Genomic DNA, 17,902 nt, shown 5'->3' on the forward strand with positions numbered 1-17,902 from the left:
TTGGAAAACCCCAAAGCCATTATCCTTGCAGGCCAGCCGGGCGCTGGTAAGGGGAGGCTTGCCGAAGTAGCCGAACTTGAACTCAACCAAGATGTAGTAAAGATCGATCCAGACGAATTAAGAAAATTCCACCCTCAAGTAGAAGCCCTCCGCAACGCCCACCCCTACACATGGTCCGGCTACACCCACCCCGATGCCAGCCAATGGGCCGACGAACTATTGCAGGCGACCATCGACGGCAAGAAGAACCTGATCTTCGACACCACGCTCAGCAATGGCGAATGGAGCGCAAATCTGATCAAGGATTTGCAAGCACGCGGTTACGATGTCGAGGTACGCGCAATGGCCGCGCACAAGCTGGAAAGCGAACTTGGGGTCGATAACAGATTCTCTCGTCAGCTGGACGAGGTCGGCCACGGTCGCTACGTCCCCGCAGGCGCACGCGAAGCCATCTACACCAAACTGCCGATCAGTCTGGATACCGTACACGCGCAAACCACCGCGCCGATCCGTATCTTCGACCGCAGCGGCGTGGAGCGCTACGACAGCCGCACCGACCCGCGCCCGGCCGGGGAGGTATTGCAGGAACTGCGCGCAGCGCGCTTGCAAGATCCCTCGGTCACTCGCAGCCTCAATGCCCGTTGGCAGGCGCAGCGCAGGTGGCATGAGGCGCTCCCTTACACCCTGCCTCACAATCAGAACCTGGCGCCGCAGGTCGCCGGGCAATTGCTGCACGACCGCGCCGACCTTCACGTGGTCGAGGGCGCGCAAGACCGCATCGCCAACATCCACACCGTGGACTTCAACGTGCGGGTCAAGCCAGTGGCGATCCGCGGGCTGGGAGTGGCCGGTGCCGCAGCCACCGTTTACGACGTAGCCGCTACCGGGCATCAGGTCGATCAGCTGCGCGCGCAAGGCAATGCGGTGGGTGCGCAGGCGCAGCTGCTGCAGTTTGGCGCGCGTAATATCGGTGGTTGGGCCGGCGGTGTGGTGGGCGTGCAGATCGGTGCAACGGCAGGTGTGGAGACCGGGCCAGGACTTGTGCTGACCGGTCTGGCTGGCGGGGCACTCGGCGCGATCGCCGGCAGCGAGGCCATCCAGTGGCTGGAGCAGCGCAAGATCTACAACCAGACCGATCGCAGCGGCGTCGCCTGGCACTTGGACCCCAATGCGCCGGACAACGGCTGGACCCGTCAGGTTGTGGATGCCGGCGGCGATCACGCTCTGTCGATCAGCCACTGCGAAACTGCACCGCCGCAGGTCGCCGACGAACTGACCTACAAAGCGGCCAGCCGCGCGGTGCAACTGCGCCTTGCCACGCCAGACGTGCCAGCGGATCCCTACCGCATCCCGGCCGACGCCAGCGATACCCAAAGCCTGCGCGACAGCCCCTGGGAGCGCAATGCACGCAGCGGTCAATGGCAACGGGAAGTGGCAGATGGCATGCTCGATCACCTCATGCGTACCCATACGGAAACTGCCACGCCGCAAAAAAAAGCGGAATTGGACGACTACGCGCACAGTGTGATGGCGTACAACGCCGCGCGCAGTTCTGCGGCAATCGCTGCCCAATACGCCACCGTGCACGCCCAGGCCGGATGGGACCGCTACGGTCCGATGCCCGAGGCAATCAACCACGCTCGCGCCACGCCGGAAACCTTGCTTGGCTCCGATGGCGACACATACACGCGCGATGCCGCAGGCACGTGGACACATGACGGGTGGCTGGGCAAGCGGCAGGCCGAGGGCAACCTGCGTGCCGAACTGGATCAGACCTATTCCCAAGTGCAGGTATTGACCTCAGCGCATGCGCGCGCGCAGCAGATGCACGAACGGCAACAGATGCCGATGCAGGATGCGCCCTCCCCGGCGCGGATGCACGAGCACACCCTGCGCCCGGGCGACCGCGGCACCGAGGTGCTAGCGCTACAGGCCAGCCTGATCCAGCTGGGCATCAACGCGAGCGTCAAGACGCCAGTGGAAACCACCGGCATCTACGACCAGCCCACCGAACGCGGCGTGCAGGCGTTTCAGCTGCTGCACGGCATGCACGCGGTCGACGGCATTGCCGACCCCGGCACACGCGCGGCAGTGCAGCAGCAGGTGGAGACGGTGATTGCCCGGCGCGACATCGCCCAGGAACGGGATATTGCCGCAGCAGCGACTGCGCCAGCGCCAGCGCACTCCAAAGACCTACCAGGATTGGCGGCAATGCACCGAGCGCCGCCCCCAGCGCCAGCGCCTTCGAGCCCGCCCGTCAGCGCACAGTCCGGGCAGCAGCAGGACATGCACGCGCAAGCGCTAGAACAGCAACGCCAGTGGCAATTGCAGCAGGACCAGCAGCTGCAATTGCAGCAACAGCAGCAACAGCAGCAGCAGCAAAAACAGGAGCAGCAGCGCGAGCACGAGCGACGCGCCGAAGACGAAAAAACCCGCGATGCGCAACGCGACAAGGAACAGCCGGCCACCGCTGCTGCAGCCCAGGGCGAACGCACGCAGCCGTTGCCTGGGTTGCTGCCCTACAGCGACCCCGCCCATCCCCGACATGCGCTGTATGCGGACGTACAGGAGCGGATGCAGGCGCAAGGCCATCGGTTTTCAGAAGAGCGCCTGACCCAGATCACCGCGGCGCTGAACGAGTCCTACTTCAAGCCCGGCTGGAAGGGCGAATTCTATGTGGCGCGCAATACGGTGTATGCGTCTAATAACGACCACCCGCTCGGTTGCGCATGCGTGCCGATGCACGCGCCGGCGCCGTCGATCCAGGCCTCGATGCAGGTGGCGCAGGAAGGCGATCTGCAGCATGCACAGATCGCCCAGCGCATCGCCCAAGACCGCCTGCAATCACAATCACAGCCCGGCATGACCCTCTGACGCGATGCGTGGTGGGAGCTGCCGAGTCCGGCGTGCGCCGTGCACGTGTCGGACGCAACGATATAGGGAGATGGATGCATGAGTAATAAGGGAAAAGTGGGCGTTGCAGCGATCGTGTCGATCCTTGCATTGGTTGCCGGGATGTACCTGTCCGGTTTCATCGCCTTGGCGCTGCTGAAGGTGCAGGTGCCGCTGAAAGCCACGACGTATCTGGACTATTGGAAGGCGCTCGATCTGCCGCAGGTCAAGCCTTATGTCCTGCGCATCAAGATCAGCGGCATCCTCGGCTTCGGCTTGCCCCTGCTGGGTTGGGCGCTGCTGCTGATCCCGATGCTCAAGAGCAAACAGCAATCCCTGCACGGAGACGCCAGCTTCGCCACCGTCGCCGATCTGAAAAAAGCCGGAATGCTGGACAAAAAGCCGGAAAGCATCCTGGTCGGCAAACTCAAGGGCCGCTATATCTACATCAACGGTGCGCTGCACGTCATCGTGGTGGCACCCACGCGTTCGGGCAAAACCACCTCCATTGCCATCCCCGTGCTGCTGACCTACCAACAGTCCATGGTGGTGCTCGACCTGAAAGGCGAATTGTTCAAGGCCACCAGCGGGTGGCGCGCCTCGCAAGGTCAACAGATCTACGTCTGGGCGCCGTATGCCACCGATGGCAGGACCCACCGCTTCAATCCACTCACGCTGGTGCCGGACGATCCACGCGAGCGTATCGCCTCCATCCAGACCATGGCCGCGATTCTGTATCCGGACGAACCAGGGAAAGACAGCTTCTGGGTCACCCAGCCACGCGCTGCGTTCGTGGCGTTCGCTTGTTTCATGTTCGAGCGATGGGACCACAGGCGCAACCTGGGCTTCGATGGCGTGGACGATCCCAACCAGAGCCCGCTCTTTCCCAGTCTGGAGCGCATCCTGCGCTTCTCCAGCGGCGGTGACGGTGGCGAGAGCACCGCCGACCTGTTGAAAAATATTCTCACCAATAAAAACTACAGTTACATCAGCCCGCAGACGCGCTCGACCTTCAACGCACTGGCCGGCTTGGCCGAGCAGACCTTCTCCTCGGTCATAGCCACCATGCAGGCGCCGCTGCAGCAGTTTCTGAGCCCGATCCTGGCAGCGGCCACCAATGCCACCGACATCGACGTCGCTGCGATCCGCAAACGCCTCACCACTGTGTACGTCATTATCCCGACTCAGAAACTGGACGAAAGCAGCAAGCTGCTGAATATCTTTTTCAGTTCGGTGATCGGCAACAATCTCGACAAACAGCTCCACGAAGACCCCGAGCTCAAGTACCAGATGCTGATGCTGATGGACGAATTCACCGCCATGGGCCGGGTCGATGTATGGGCCAAGCGCATCTCGATCTCGGCCAGCTATGGCGTGCGCGATTTGTGCATCATCCAGAGCCAATCGCAATTGCGTGCCACCTATGGCGCCGACGACGCTCAGAATTTCATGACCAACCACGCCGCCAGCATCGCGTTCCCACCCCGCGAGCAGGAAGACGCCAACGCCTACAGCGATATGCTGGGCTACCGAACGATCCGCAAGCACAATCGCTCCACCAGCCGCGGCGGCGGCACAAGCAACGTGTCCTACAGCTACACCGAAGAACGCCGCGCCTTGATGCTGCCGCAGGAAATCAAGGAGCTGCCCGGCGACAACGAGCTGCTGTTCTTCGAAGGCAGCAAGCCGATCCTGTGCGAGAAGAACTGGTTCTTCAAGGACAAGGTGCTGAAGAACCGCATCATGGACCCGGTGACGGTGCCTGCACTGGCACGGGATCAGGCGGCGAAGTAACGCCAGGCCTGTCGATCCTGGATGCCGTTTTTTCCACAGTCCCTGTGGATGGACATTGCGTAAGGCTGTGCATATCTGCGCGCGAGCCACGGCGCATCACGCTGTCGAGATGGGTGGCGAAAAAATCGCCACTGGGTTGCGGTGGCGTATCGGGTCTGTTCGTTTGACCTGCGCAATGCGGCGCTCACGCACACGACTGATTTCGGTGCTGGTGGGCGCATTGAGTTGCGCCATGCGTGTAGGCAAGATGCCGCCACGTAAACTTGCCGACTGCAATGTCGCCGCGCCGAGCTTGGCCGTTTGCGGCGCGGTGCTGACCGGCGCTGCGTCCATCTCCGTTGGGAGGGGCGCGCGGTGAGTGCAGAGTCTGAAACAGCGGAAAATAGCGCCAAATACAGCATATCGCTGGGTACCGAGGGATGTCGGCATTATTTCAACGCATCGCTCGCGCGGAACTCGGTCGAGCGACCGCTGATTTTCAGGAAGGCCAGCACCGCCAGGCCCACCGCCATCCACGTGGTGCCACCGAATTGCGCGTGCCGATCGGCATTGATCAGCACATAAGCCAGGATGACGATGCCGATCAATGGCACCACACCGTGCAGCACCAGACGGCCCTGCGCGCGGAAATGCCACAGCACCGCGATATGCAGGAGGATAAATGCGGTCAGTGCGCCGACGTTGCACAGCGAAGACAGCAGCGCGATCTGGCCAACGAACACTTCGCCCAACACCATGCTCAAGCCGGCAACCAGCAAGATGGCGCGCTGCGGCACGCCGGTGCGTGGATGGATGTAGCGCAAAAACCCCGGCAGCTGGCGGTCGCGCGCCATGGCGAACAACAGGCGCGATGTGGCGGCCTGCGCGACCAACGAATTGGCGATCGCAGCGCTGATCGCCACAGTGAGCGCAATGACGATCTGCAGCCAAGGCCCCGCGATCAGCCGCCCGATCTCGAAGAACGCATCGTTGGACGCCTGCGCGCTGGGGTAGCGCTGTAAGTCCGGCTGCAGCAGCGCCGCTAGCCATGTCTGCAGCACGAACAGACCCGCCACGATCAGCAGCGCCAACAAGGTGGCGCGCCCAACGACACGATTGCCGCCGCGCGCTTCTTCCGACAAGGTGGAAATCGCATCAAAGCCGAGGAACGACACCACTGCCACCGACAACGCACTGAAGATCAATTGCGGCGAAAATGCCTGCCGATTGTAGAACGGATGCGAGCTCCAGTGCGCGCCATTGACGCCGCGCTGGATCGCCAACGTCGCCAGCGCCAGGAACACCGCCAGCACTATCAGCTGCGCGAACAGAAAAAAGCGATTGGCACGCGCGGTGGTTTCGATGCCGCGCAGATTGACCAAAGTATTGAGCACGACGAAAAACGCGATCCACGCCGGTTGCGGCACCGCCGGCAACACGTTGTGCATCGCATTGGCGCCGACCACGTACAACAGCGTCGGCACCAGCAAATAGTCGAGCAGGATCGCCCAGCCAGCCAAAAACCCCATGCCGCTGCTCAATCCTCGCCCCACATAGGCGTACACCGAGCCAGCCACCGGAAACGCCTGCGACATCTGCTGATAGCTCAAGGCGGTGAACAGCATCGTCACGAAGCCGACCAGATAGATCAGCGGCACCATCCCGGAGCTGATGTCGAACACGCCGCCAAAGATGGAGAACGGCGCCGTCGGCACCATGAACACCAGCCCGTAAATCAGCAGATCCTTGAGCGTGAGCTGCCGCTTGAGCTCTTGCGCGTAGCCAAAGCATTCCAGCGTGGCCGTATCGTCGCGGTGTGGTGTGTCGGTCATGCATGTGTCCGCTGAGAGGATTGCCTGGTCGTAAGCAGGCGCGGGGAGGCGCTTGCGCGCTGATGTTGCGTTGCAGCTACCTGACCGGCATTGTGACGGTAATGCGGCCGGCAAGCCTATCCATTGGTAAAAGTGCTAGGTTTTCCATGCTGGATGTCACCCAGTGGCAAGTGCTGGCACCGAAGGAGCCACCATGTTCGACACTTTGGCCAGCCTGGGCCGCGATCTGCAGGCGCTGCATACGCTCAATGGCTGCCTGGATCGGGTATTTCGCGATGTCTGTGCGCTTGGTTTCCAGTCGCTTGTCTACGACTACGCGCCGGTACCGCTGAGCATGGAAGGCGCGCTGATTACGCCAACGGTGTTCATACAACGCAACGCGCCGGGCGACATGCAGCATGTCTGGTGCGAGCATGGGTATTACCAACATGACCCCGTTCAGCAGCGTGCGACGCGGCGCACCACGCCTTTCGTGTGGTCGTACCGCACCGATGGCGACCGAGCGGGGGTTGAATACGTCGGTGGACAGCATCGCCAGGTGACGCAATATCTGTGCGACAGCGGCATGGGCACCGGTGTCACCGTCCCGCTGCATCTGCCCGGCGGCGCATTCGCAACGTTCAGTGGCGCAGTCGATGCCGTCGCCGCCGAGGCGCCACGGCTGGCCGTGGCGCAGCTGTCGCCGTTCCTGTTGCTGGCCCACACCTTCCAGGCGCGCGCGCAGGAGTTGCTGGATCCGCACGAGCGCCGCTGCCACCACATCGTCTTGACCCGTCGCGAGCGCGAGTGCCTGCAGTACTCGGCCAAGGGGCTGACTGCGAAGAGCATTGCAGCTGCGCTGAATCGTTCCACCGCCACGGTGAACCTGCATCTGAACTCCGCCGCGCGCAAGCTGGGTGCGCGCAATCGCGTCGAAGCGGTCGTGCGCGGTATGCACTACCGGTTGCTGGAGCCATAACACTGGAAATATTTATTGCGATAGATGCACTGAGTTGAACCGAGCAGCTCGATCGGAATCCGCCTCAAGCTCGCCCAAAATCCTGCTCAATTCGGCAGGGCAGCACATTTGGCTGAACCGATCGTCCGCCAGCGCCACCGGGCCTCCGAAAACACGTCAAACCTGTGAGATTTGCCAGTTAACGCCAGTCAGCCTGATCGCTAGGCTCGGGGTTAATCATTGCCGTAAGCAGGCGCAGGTCATGCAGTCCACTGAGGGTTACGTCAAATTCCGCGGCTACCGCACCTGGTACCGCATTACCGGCGACCTGCGCCCGGATGCCTGCCCGCTGCTGGTCCTGCACGGCGGCCCGGGTTGCACCCACGACTATGTAGATAGCTTCAAGGATCTGGCAGCCAGCGGGCGCGCGGTGATCCACTACGACCAGCTCGGCAATGGCAACTCCACACATCTGCCGAATGCCGATCCCGGCTTCTGGACGGTCGGGTTGTTTCTGGACGAGCTGCACACCCTGATCACGCACCTGGGGCTATCGCAATACGCGTTGCTGGGCCAGTCGTGGGGCGGGATGCTGGCCGCCGAGCATGCGGTGCGCAGGCCGGTCGGCCTGCGCACATTGGTCATTGCCAATTCGCCGGCGTCTATGGGTCTGTGGCGTGCCGCTGCGCTACGTCTGCGTGCACGCCTGCCCGACGATATTCAGGCCGCCCTGGACGAGCACGAAGCTGCCGGCACCCTGGACCATCCGGCCTACCGTGCCGCAAGCCAAGCGTTCTACGCGCAGCATGTGTGCCGCGTACTGCCGTGGCCTGCTGAAGTGGCGCGCACCTTCGCCGCCATCGATGCCGACCCCACCGTGTATCACGCTATGAACGGCCCTACCGAATTCCATGTGATAGGCAGCTTGCGCAACTGGAGCATCATCGAGCGCCTGCACCTCATTACCGCGCCCACGCTGGTGCTATCGGGCAAGTACGACGAGGCCACACCGGAAACCGTCGAACCGTATGCGCGCCTGATTCCGGACGCACGCTGGCATGTGTTCGCCAATTCCAGCCATATGCCGCACGTGGAAGAGCGCGCTGCCTGCATGCGCCTGGTCGGCAACTTCCTGGACGATCAAATGCCCTGGTCCGGTGGACAGCTGGTGCGTTCCTCGGCCCTGGCCGATCGCGCCGTGTGAGTGACTGGTGGCGTGCGCATGTGAGAGGTGTGCGTTCTGCCGATTGGTTTGCTTGGCGCAGGTACCCGCTGAGGCATCTGTTGCTTCGATCGACCTTTACGCAGTCGCTGGTGCACCGCTCTGATGCCTTGCAGTAACGTTTGCACGTGCTGTGCAGCAGCACGTAGCAACGCCGACTGCGTACTGACCTGCACATCCGTTGAGATGCCTGCGTCTTATCGGGAGCGCCCAAAGTGCCTTCCAACCCAGTAACGATCGCTACGCAAGCTGTCATCTGCATAGACACACACGCATCGCCAGTGCCTGTGTGCATCGATCCAAACTAGGAGCGGCTAACAAAACGACTGCGCTCACCGTCAGGCGGGCGCGGCCGGTGCTCGGAATTGGGATCTACCAGGCGTACACTCCGGTTCCTTCGCGACGTCCGCACCAACCTGACGACTGCTCGCTACGTTTTGTTAGCCGCTCTAAATCTGATTGGATTCATAAATATAATAAGTGGCTATCTAAATGCAGACTTTGTGATTTACACGGAGGAGACGCACGACAAAGCCGCGTCCTTGCGGCATCCGCAAGCGATCGTGCGTTTGCGTCGGCCTTGGCGTATCCCAGTGGTGCGATCACGCCGCGCTCGAATGCCTGGTCCGGCGTGCTCGCATCGGATAGTGGGAAATCTCGGTGCCGGACGCCGCGCGGCTGTCTCCGCTGCGCAGCTGCCGCGTCCGTTTCACAGCGATGACGCGCGTCGCCGCCGATAAGTCGTGCGCCTGCACATTCGCGGGCGATGTCGGTCGCAGCAGCAAGGTGTGTAGCCCTGCGCCGGGATGTCCCATAATTCGGCGTCGGCGGCGGAAGGAGCCACGTCGTATGTTCGACGCTACCTCTGCGGCGCTGTGCGCTCGCTTCAAAATAGTTGCATCGCGAGGGCGTATCGAGCGACGAGCAAACTGGAGCGGCGCCTGCAGCAGGTGGATGCCCGCGATCCGGCGTTGCTGCCGTGCGGACGGTACCTTGGTAGGTGGAATCAGGGGAATCATCGTGTCTCACCTTGGATATGCAGGTTGTGTATCTGCGTACATCCGGCGTCGCCGACGCCTGGGCAAGGCGCGCCTTGCTTGCGCGTACGCAGGGCTGCGAAGGAAAGGACGGGCGCGATGCAGCGGACAGGCGTCCACATCCACTTTCGAGCGACGACGCGGCCTTCGACGGCTCGCGGCGGTAGAGGGCTGCCGGCTGCCAACTGCAGGGTCGGGTGCTTGGCCATGCGTTCGGTGCTGCTGAGCAGATGCGGCTGTCGTCCAAGGGCGGCAGCACCGTCCAGTGGTCGAAACGACCCGGCACGACCCGCTACCAAGCGTGCGTCGTGCCTAGGCCATTACTGCGCCATCGCGACGCGGTATCGTGTCGCGATTCCTGCCAATCGACCAACCCTATGCCGCACCCGTCCCTGCCTCCCGGTCCCGCCGCTCCGTCCACCCCTGCATTGGGCCACGCGCTGAAACCGCGGCAATTGATGATGATGGGCCTGGGCACGGCGATCGGCGCCGGGCTGTTTCTCGGCTCCGGCGTGGGCATCCACGCGGCCGGGCCGGCGGTGCTGGTGTCGTATCTGATCGCCGGCGCGCTGGTGATCATCGTGATGAACGCGCTGGGCGAGATGGCGGCTGCCAAGCCGGCCAGCGGTGCGTTTTCGGTGTACGCGGCCGATGCGATGGGGCCGACCGCCGGTGCGACGGTCGGCTGGTTGTGGTGGCTGCAGATCGTGGTGGTGATCGCGGCCGAAGCGGTCGGCGCGGCAGGCTTGCTCTCCTCGGTATGGCCGGTGTTGCCGGTGCCGTTGCTGGCTCTGGTGTTCATGGCCACCTTTACTGCGATCAATCTGCTGGGAGTGCGCAACTTCGGCGAGTTCGAATTCTGGTTCGCCATCCTCAAGGTCATGGCGATCATCGTGTTCCTGCTGATCGGTATGGCCTTGCTGGCAGGCTGGTTGCCGGGCGTGACCTCGCCCGGGCTGTCCAACGTCACCCAGAACGGCGGCTTCGCGCCCAACGGCCTGGCCGGCATCGGCGCGGCCTTACTGGTGGTGGTGTTCGCCTTCGGCGGCACCGAGATCGTGGCGGTGGCCGCGGCGGAAACCGCCGACCCCGGCCGCAGCCTGGCACGTACCATTCGTACCGTGGCCTGGCGCATCCTGGTGTTTTACATCGGCTCGATCAGTGTGATCGTGGCGGTGGTGCCGTGGACCAGCAAAGCGCTCAGCTCGCCGTTCGCCGCCGTGCTGGACGTGGCCCGCATTCCCGGTGCGTCCACCGCCATCACGCTGGTCGCGGTGGTGGCGTTGCTGTCTGCGCTCAATGCCAATCTGTATGGCGCGTCGCGGATGATCTTCTCGCTGGCACAGCGTGGGGAAGCGCCGCGGCTGCTGGGCAAGACCAGCGGCGAGCAGGTGCCGCTGGCGGCGGTGATCGCCAGCGTGTTGTTCGGCTTCGCAGCAGCAGCGCTGGAGTTGCTGTATCCCAACAAGGTGCTGCCGATGCTGCTCAACATCGTTGGCGCCACCTGTCTGCTGGTATGGACGATCTCGCTGTTGTCGCAGCTGATCCTGCGCGCACGCGCGGACCGCGCCGGCATCACGCTACCGTTCCGCATGCGTGGTTACCCGTTCTTGACGGTGCTGGCTCTGGTGATCCTGGCAGTGATTTTCGTATTGCTGGCGTCCTCGGCCGATACGCGCGGGCAGTTCCTGTCGATGGTCGGTTTGACCGCTGCTATTGCCGTGATCAGCGAAGTGGCGCGACGCTTACATGGCCGGACGTGAACGTGTGGGTCCAAGAGCGGCTAACAAAACGTAGCGAGCAGTCGTCAGGTGGGTGTTCACGGCGCGCAGGAACCGGAGTGTACGCGTGGTACATGCCAATTCCGCGCACCGGCCGCGCCCGCCTGGCGGTGAGCGCAGTCGTTTTGTTAGCCGCTCCAAGTGGGGAAGCGGGCGCGTCGGGTGTGTCGTCGATCGCGCTGCGCGCCGTCCAGGCACGCAGCGTCGTGGCGATCGAGGCGGACGCGTTGTGCAATCTACCGGCACCAGAGCAGCTGCGAACGAACATTCGGGCATTGGCGGCGAATATCATGTGTGTCGGGTCAATTCCATCGCGGCTTGCGGCATCGCGTCGGAGTGGGTCGACCGCGTCATCGCCTGAGAGCAGTCGAGCACGTTGACTGGAGCTACATGGCGAATGGTCATACAGCGGCGAAAACAGGCTGCAGTGAGCTTCTGCACACCGTCGAAGCGAGAACGTGCGCGCAGTCTTGCGGTTTGCTTCCCATCAGACGGGAGAGTTTATGGATCTGTCGATTTTGTTCAGTTACTATAATTTGGTAGATTATGCTCGTCCCATCAAGTAGCTCAGATAATATCTGATTATTATCAGATAATTAAAAAAGCGCATTATTTAATTTTTTCAGAATTCATTGCCGGATTTCCTCCATGAATGCCGTTTCGCCTGAGAGTTCGGTTGTCTTGCCTGCCGCCCACACGCTGGATGCATTGCATGCGTTGGCTTATCCTATCGACACGCATCTCGACTCTCTTTATCTGTCGCGGTTGGTCGGTTGCGACTTCTGGAAAGGCGATTGGAAGGCGCATCGACGCTCTCTGATAATCTGGCTGATCAACAAGACCTCGCCGAGAGGTCGCAATCAACCGCTGATGTACCATGTGAGCGGTCCAGACTTTCTCGCGGGTGGTTACGGCGGCGCCTGTTTCAGCGCTCACGCGCTATGGGAGAACCTCATTGCCCTGCCTTTTCTCGATCCTTGGAAAAACTGGGTGGATCATCAGCGCTATGTCGAGGCGGTGGTGGCGGCAAGCGAGGGTCGGATGCGGCTGGCACGCAGCGCCGCTGAGGTGCGCGCGATTCGAGCCGAAGGTCTCTGCTGCGCCATTCTGTCGTTGGAAGGCGCGCATATGCTTGGTCCACGCGGTATCAGCAGCCAGGCGCTGCGGCTGAAACGCCTGGAAATCGCTGCGAAGGCCGGCGCCGCTTATTTGACGCTCAACCATTTCAGCCATACCGACATATCCCAGGCCGGCTATGCGCCGCTCAATCCGTGGCGCAGTATCGAGGGCGGGGGGCTCTCGGAGTTCGGTAAGGAGGTCGTGGAGCGCTGCATCGATGTTGGGCTTCTGTTGGATCTCTCCCATACGTCGAGCCAAGGGATTATCGACGCCTGCGGCATCTGCGCGCGGCGCAATGTGCCCGCCTTCGCCTCGCATGGCGCATCGCGCAGCGTCACCCGTGGCGACGAGACGCGGCCGTCGCGTCATCTCGACCGGGGACTCGACGACGAGGCGATCCGCGCCATCGTTCAGACCGGTGGCTGCATCAGCGTCATTTTGGCGCCGTACTTTCTGCAACATTCCTATCTAGCTGACGGCAAGCCGAATATGGATGCCGATCTGGCTTTTGTCATTCGCTATTATGAAGCCTTCGCCCGACAGATCGCCGACATGGGTATGGTTGCAGATCCGTGGAAACACTTGAGTTTCGGCAGCGATTTCGATGGCGGCATTTCCAGCCTGCCGACGGGTATGCGCAGCGGCGCGGATTTGCCCAAGCTCACGCAGGCGATGATCGATGCCGGCTGGCCTGCCCAACGCATTGTCGATGTTTATAGCGGCAATTTCCTACGGGTCTGGGAGCGGGTGCGGCCGTAGCGTTGCCCAGCAAACCTGCGTCCGAATTGGAGAGTGGCGCGTTGGGCAGTCAATCGCGCGCCGGCACGTTCTTACCAGAGCCGGGCGCGTCGATGCTGCAGCCTTGTTCCGACCTCGTTCGCCTCCAAAAAATGCGTGCTGCATTGCGCGCTGGGCGTAATATCGCGTTGCAGTGCAAGCGAGGCAGTTAGAGCGGCTAATAAAACGACTGCGCTCACCGCCAAGCGGGCGTGGCCGGTGCTCGGAGTCGGCATGTACTAGGCGTACACTCCGATTCCTCCGCGCCCACCTGACGACTGCTCGCTACGTTTTGTTAGCCGCTCTTAATGATTGCGGAGAGCGATTAAAGTTGGGGCTGGTTTCACGTGTCGGCCTTGCCCGGGATAGAGCGACGCACTACTCCACCTTGCGGAGACGAACATCTGCCGTTCGTAAACCCCATGATGCAATAGTCATTTGGGAACACGCTGTTCACCATCGTTCCAGTCGAGCCCAGTGTCATTCTGGTCAAAGGTCGGTATCGACGCTGGCGGCATAGCGGTGGAGTGCTGCCGCTCTATGGCTTCTGGCTGCAGTGCATCCGGGTCGAACGCAAAGCTGGAAATCGACGCCCCGGGCTGGGCGGACAACGAATGCCCCATGAACTGCTCAGACCCCATGAACTGATCAGAAAAGTTATCGAGATCCCAATTGCTTGGATGCGTTTGCGACAAATGCGACAAATTTTGATGCCCCTGCAACAAAACATCTGTTTGATGAAGTGCGCCCTCCCAGTCGAATTCAAAGGGGGAACTCGACGCCTCGGGCTGTGCTGGCCACGCAGGTCCCGTCACCTCCTGCTCGGGCGTATCGGGAATCCAGACGCCTTCAGCCGCCTGCGGCCAACCACCCTCAGGAGTGAGTGGAAACATGTAGGAATAAGAAGGCTCCGCCGATTCAGCTCTGCTTCCCAGGTCGGGCAACTGCTCGTTAGAAGGACGCATCTGGCGCACTTGCGTCAGCATGTGTTTCATACAATTGTGATAATTTGGTGTCCGGCCATAGGTGAAGATTTTCAAATCGTCATCCAACGTTTGGTCGTGCAAACGCGATGCCATTGGACCCTTTTGGTTCTCCTTTAGCCAAACACTGAATTGTATCAGACGTTCTGATATCTTACTGCCGTAGGATCTCCCGTCAGCGTATTGGTTATCGAGGCCGGACGCCGAAAAAGCAGCTTTAAATTGCTCGCTGAGTTGGTGGTCGACTTCGTGGATATTACGCCTTGTACGCCTTGCCACGATATCCGTCGCTCCGGGAGGGTAAAAGGACTGCAGGTGCTTCAGCGCCGACACTGACCTGCTACTGTTCGCCATACGCGTGTTTACGAAGGCATTGGCGTCATCCATCAAGCTCTGGGAGTGCAGTCTGCCGGTTTCGCACAATCCCTTTTTACCCTGGGCATGCAGCCATGCACTGAACGCGCGCAACGCGCTTGCCTCCCGGTGTTTAGCAGAAAGCGCAGCATTGATGAATTGTGTATCCTCGTCGGGAACCTGATGGCGGGGGTAACCCCCGACCTTTACCGTTCCGTCGGTGGCAACTGCCATGGTACGCAGATAATTCAGTGCTGAGGTCACAAGATTGCGTTTGTTTCCTTGTTGAAAATTCGATGCATCCTGTTCCAGCGCTTCTTTGTCTTTGAAAAGTCGTTCCTCCACACTACCTTTGTTCTGCTGTCTGAGCCAATCGCTAAAACGTATCAATGCGTGGCTGTAAATTCTTGTGGTGGTGAAGTTGCTATCTCCCTTCTCGGCGCCATCTACAAACCGCGCGATGAGTGCCCTGTCGTCTTCATAGGGTGTGTTGGAGCCTGACAACACGGTCCCGTCTCGAATGTCGCCGCTTAGCTTGGCGAACGGGGCTGGCCCACGGGGCAAGGTTGATGGACGATTGGCTGCCGCCCGAGGTGCTTCATGAACTGCGGCGTCTTCAAAAACACGCTGCTGCGCTGTTGCGCCCTGGAGCTCAGGCGCATCAGCAGGCCAAAGCCGAAGATGATGAAAATGACTGTTAGGTTGCAGGTCGTCGCAATCCAACGCGAAGGGAAACCGTATCGATGTGCCGTTCGGGGCCAGAGGTGCGCCCGATGCCGGCGTCGAACGCACAGCAGATGCCTCGGCGCGATGGCGCTTAGTCGGTCGAGCTGCCAGTTCGTTGAGGACGCCGGAGGGCGTTGAGGAAGACGATACTCCGGACGCAACGTTGCCCGCGCCAGCCGGCCGGACAGTGGCCTGCTCTGGCGTGCTTTGATTGGTATGCGTCCAAGGATTGCTGCTCTTGTGGATCTGCATTTTCTTCGCTCCGTTTCGTGATGAAAAAGACGCCTTGTTCCTGGATCTCGCCAAGCTGATGCGGCTCAGGGATATCCGTTGAATACCGACAGCTAAAGTTGGGGCTGGTTTCACGTGTCGGCCGTGCCCGGGATAGCGCGACGCACTACTCCACCTTGCGGAGACGAACATCTGCCGATCGTAAACTCCATGATGCAATAGTCATTCGGGAACACGCCGTTCACCATCGTTCCAGTCGAGCCCAGTGTGATTCTCGTCGAGGGTCAATATCGACGCTTGCGGCATAGCGGTGGAGTGATGCGGCTCTGTCGCTGCTGGATGCATTGCCTGCCAGTCGAATGGAATGTTGGAAATCGACGCCCCGGGCTGGGCGGACAACGAATGCCCCATGAACTGATCAGAAAAGTCATCGAGATCCCAATTGCTTGGATGCTTTTGCGACAAATTTTGATGCCCCTGCAACAAAACATTCGCTTGACGCAGTGCGCCCCCCCCATCGAATTCAAGAGGGGGACTCGACGCAGCGGGCTGGGCTGGCCACGCAGGTCCCGTCACCTCCTGCTCTGGCGTATCGGGAATCCAGACGCCTTCAGCCGCCTGCGGCCAACCACCCTCAGGAGTGAGTGGAAACATGTAGGAATAAGAAGGCTCCGCCGGTTCAGCTCTGCTTCCCAGGCCGGGCAACTGCTCGTCAGGAGGCAACATCGTGCGCACTTGCGTCAGCATGCCTTTCATACACTTGTGGTGATTTGGTGTCTGGCCATAGGTGAAGAGTTTCAAATCGTCATCCAACGTTTGGTCGTGCAAACGCGATGCCATCGGACCCTTTTGGTTCTCCTTTAGCCAAGCGCTGAATCGCATCAGACGCTCTGACAGTATAATGCCATAGGATCTCCCTTTAGCGTATTTTTTATCGCGGCCGGACGCCGAAAAAGCAGCTTTAAATTGCTCGCTGAGTTGGTAGTCGACTTCGTGGATATTACGCCTTTTACGCCTTTTACGCATTTCCACGATATCCGTTGCTCCGGCACAGTAAAAGGCCTGCAGGTAATCCAGCGCCAACACTGACCTGTTACTGCCTGCCATGCCGGTTTTTGAGAAGGCGTGGGCGTCATCCATCAAGGTTTGGGAGTACAGTCTGTCCGTTTCGCACAATCCCTTTTTACCCTGGGCATGAAGCCATGCACTGAACGCCCGCAATCTGGATAAATATTGGTGAGAGATACCAGAACGTGCATCATTGATGAGTTTTTTATCACCTTCAGGAATCACATATCGGTGTTGAGCGGAGATCGTTACCGTTCCGTGGGATTCCACGGAACGCAGATGTTTCAGTGCTGCGATCATATTAGTGCTGCCAGTCTGTTCTTGGAATTTCCTGGCATCGAGTATTAGCTCGTCTTTGAAGAGCCGATCTTGCAGACCACCCTTGTCCTGCTGCTTGAGCCAGGCGCTAAAAACTTCAAAAAGTCTGGAGTAAATTTTTACGGTATTGACGCTGTATTCCCCCTTGGCACCGTCTGAAAATCGCTTGATGAGTGACGTGTCGTCTCGATAAGGCAGACTGGAGTCTGACGACCCGGTCACGCCTTTAATCACGCCTTTGCGCTTACGGCCCGAGGTCGATGGACGATTATCTAGCGCCCGACGTTGTTCATGAACTACGACGTCTTCAAAAGCAGGCTGCTGCGCTGTTGTCCCCTGGGGCCCATGCGCATCCGCGCGCCGAAGTTGGGGATGAGGAACATGCCTGTTGGGGGGCAGGTCGTCGTAATGCAGCGCGAAGGGAAACGGTATCGATGTGCCGTTCGGCGCCAGAAGCTCACCCGATCCCGGCACCGAACGCGCAGCAGATGCCTCGGTGCGACGGAGTTTAGTCGGTCGAGCTGTCAGTTCGCCGAGGACGCCAGAGGGCGCTGCCGACGACGGCATTCCGGCCGGAGCATCGCCCGGGCTCGCCGGCCGGCCAGTCGACTGCTCTGGCAGGCTTTGGTAGGTGCTCTGGGCATGCGTCCGACGATTGCTGCTCTTTGGCCTCACCATTTTTTCGCTCCGCTTCATGATGAAAAAGACGGCTCGTTGCTGGATCTTGTCAAGCTGATGCGGCGCAGGCATAGCCGCTGAACACCGCCAGCTCTCGCGCATTTGCCCCACGCACGAGCTTGCTTTCCATCTGGTCGGAGCGCTGCCGATCCAGCTCTCAAGTAATTATCAAGC

At 60.7% G+C, this 17,902-nt stretch carries 9 protein-coding genes, 3 other RNA genes and 1 pseudogene; 8 read left to right on the forward strand and 5 right to left on the reverse strand.

Going from position 1 to position 17,902, the window contains the following annotated elements; genetic code table 11:
* Both J5I97_RS05660 and J5I97_RS05665 read left to right on the forward strand, forming a co-directional pair.
* Positions 1–2,874: a zeta toxin family protein gene (locus tag J5I97_RS05660; RefSeq protein ID WP_208589909.1), complete on the forward strand. Its 2,874-nt coding sequence runs from the start codon at positions 1–3 to the stop codon at positions 2,872–2,874.
* A gap of 78 nt (positions 2,875–2,952) precedes the next feature.
* A complete protein-coding gene (locus J5I97_RS05665; protein ID WP_208589911.1) occupies positions 2,953–4,686 on the forward strand; it encodes a type IV secretory system conjugative DNA transfer family protein in 1,734 nt (577 codons plus the stop codon).
* A gap of 105 nt (positions 4,687–4,791) precedes the next feature.
* Here J5I97_RS05665 and J5I97_RS05670 read toward each other — a convergent pair.
* Positions 4,792–5,087 (reverse strand): annotated as a pseudogene (locus J5I97_RS05670) (hypothetical protein); the annotation flags it as partial.
* A gap of 27 nt (positions 5,088–5,114) precedes the next feature.
* Positions 5,115–6,497: an APC family permease gene (locus J5I97_RS05675; protein ID WP_208589919.1), complete on the reverse strand. Its 1,383-nt coding sequence runs from the start codon at positions 6,495–6,497 to the stop codon at positions 5,115–5,117.
* A gap of 193 nt (positions 6,498–6,690) precedes the next feature.
* Here J5I97_RS05675 and J5I97_RS05680 point away from each other — a divergent pair, with 193 nt between their 5' ends.
* The 4 genes from J5I97_RS05680 to J5I97_RS05695 all read left to right on the forward strand — a co-directional run bounded on the left by J5I97_RS05680 (position 6,691) and on the right by J5I97_RS05695 (position 11,456).
* A complete protein-coding gene (locus tag J5I97_RS05680) occupies positions 6,691–7,455 on the forward strand; it encodes a LuxR family transcriptional regulator (protein ID WP_208589921.1) in 765 nt (254 codons plus the stop codon).
* A 241-nt stretch (positions 7,456–7,696) separates the two neighbouring features.
* Positions 7,697–8,638 (forward strand): proline iminopeptidase-family hydrolase, encoded by a 942-nt coding sequence (locus J5I97_RS05685; RefSeq protein ID WP_208589927.1) that lies wholly within the window; start codon positions 7,697–7,699, stop codon positions 8,636–8,638.
* A gap of 388 nt (positions 8,639–9,026) precedes the next feature.
* Positions 9,027–9,102, forward strand: a non-coding RNA gene (locus J5I97_RS05690) — sX9 sRNA.
* A gap of 968 nt (positions 9,103–10,070) precedes the next feature.
* On the forward strand, positions 10,071–11,456 hold the full coding sequence (locus tag J5I97_RS05695) for an amino acid permease (RefSeq protein WP_208589929.1): 1,386 nt from the start codon (positions 10,071–10,073) through the stop codon (positions 11,454–11,456).
* An 18-nt stretch (positions 11,457–11,474) separates the two neighbouring features.
* On the opposite strand, the gene J5I97_RS05700 is transcribed toward J5I97_RS05695, so the two are convergent.
* A non-coding RNA gene (locus J5I97_RS05700) (sX9 sRNA) lies at positions 11,475–11,550 on the reverse strand.
* Between the two features lie 572 nt (positions 11,551–12,122).
* Here J5I97_RS05700 and J5I97_RS05705 point away from each other — a divergent pair.
* Both J5I97_RS05705 and J5I97_RS05710 read left to right on the forward strand, forming a co-directional pair.
* Positions 12,123–13,352 (forward strand): membrane dipeptidase, encoded by a 1,230-nt coding sequence (locus tag J5I97_RS05705; protein ID WP_208589930.1) that lies wholly within the window; start codon positions 12,123–12,125, stop codon positions 13,350–13,352.
* 252 nt (positions 13,353–13,604) lie between these two features.
* Positions 13,605–13,671, forward strand: a non-coding RNA gene (locus J5I97_RS05710) — sX9 sRNA.
* Between the two features lie 133 nt (positions 13,672–13,804).
* Here the strand turns inward: J5I97_RS05710 and J5I97_RS05715 are convergent.
* Positions 13,805–15,685 (reverse strand): hypothetical protein, encoded by a 1,881-nt coding sequence (locus J5I97_RS05715; protein WP_208589933.1) that lies wholly within the window; start codon positions 15,683–15,685, stop codon positions 13,805–13,807.
* Between the two features lie 201 nt (positions 15,686–15,886).
* Positions 15,887–17,830 carry a hypothetical protein gene (locus J5I97_RS05720; protein ID WP_208589934.1) on the reverse strand — a complete coding sequence of 648 codons (1,944 nt, stop codon included), beginning with the start codon at positions 17,828–17,830 and terminating at the stop codon, positions 15,887–15,889.
* Between the last annotated feature and the right edge of the window lie 72 nt (positions 17,831–17,902).

The sequence above is a fragment of the Xanthomonas fragariae genome (genome assembly GCF_017603965.1).
Classification (GTDB): domain Bacteria; phylum Pseudomonadota; class Gammaproteobacteria; order Xanthomonadales; family Xanthomonadaceae; genus Xanthomonas; species Xanthomonas fragariae_A.

Excerpts from the sequence above, each read along its gene's own strand:
- J5I97_RS05675 (WP_208589919.1), bottom strand. The coding sequence starts at position 6,497 with ATGACCGACACACCACACCGCGACGATACGGCCACGCTGGAATGCTTT.
- J5I97_RS05715 (WP_208589933.1), bottom strand. The coding sequence starts at position 15,685 with ATGCAGATCCACAAGAGCAGCAATCCTTGGACGCATACCAATCAAAGC.
- J5I97_RS05680 (WP_208589921.1), top strand. The coding sequence starts at position 6,691 with ATGTTCGACACTTTGGCCAGCCTGGGCCGCGATCTGCAGGCGCTGCAT.
- J5I97_RS05705 (WP_208589930.1), top strand. The coding sequence starts at position 12,123 with ATGAATGCCGTTTCGCCTGAGAGTTCGGTTGTCTTGCCTGCCGCCCAC.
- J5I97_RS05720 (WP_208589934.1), bottom strand. The coding sequence starts at position 17,830 with ATGCGCGAGAGCTGGCGGTGTTCAGCGGCTATGCCTGCGCCGCATCAG.
- J5I97_RS05695 (WP_208589929.1), top strand. The coding sequence starts at position 10,071 with ATGCCGCACCCGTCCCTGCCTCCCGGTCCCGCCGCTCCGTCCACCCCT.
- J5I97_RS05665 (WP_208589911.1), top strand. The coding sequence starts at position 2,953 with ATGAGTAATAAGGGAAAAGTGGGCGTTGCAGCGATCGTGTCGATCCTT.
- J5I97_RS05685 (WP_208589927.1), top strand. The coding sequence starts at position 7,697 with ATGCAGTCCACTGAGGGTTACGTCAAATTCCGCGGCTACCGCACCTGG.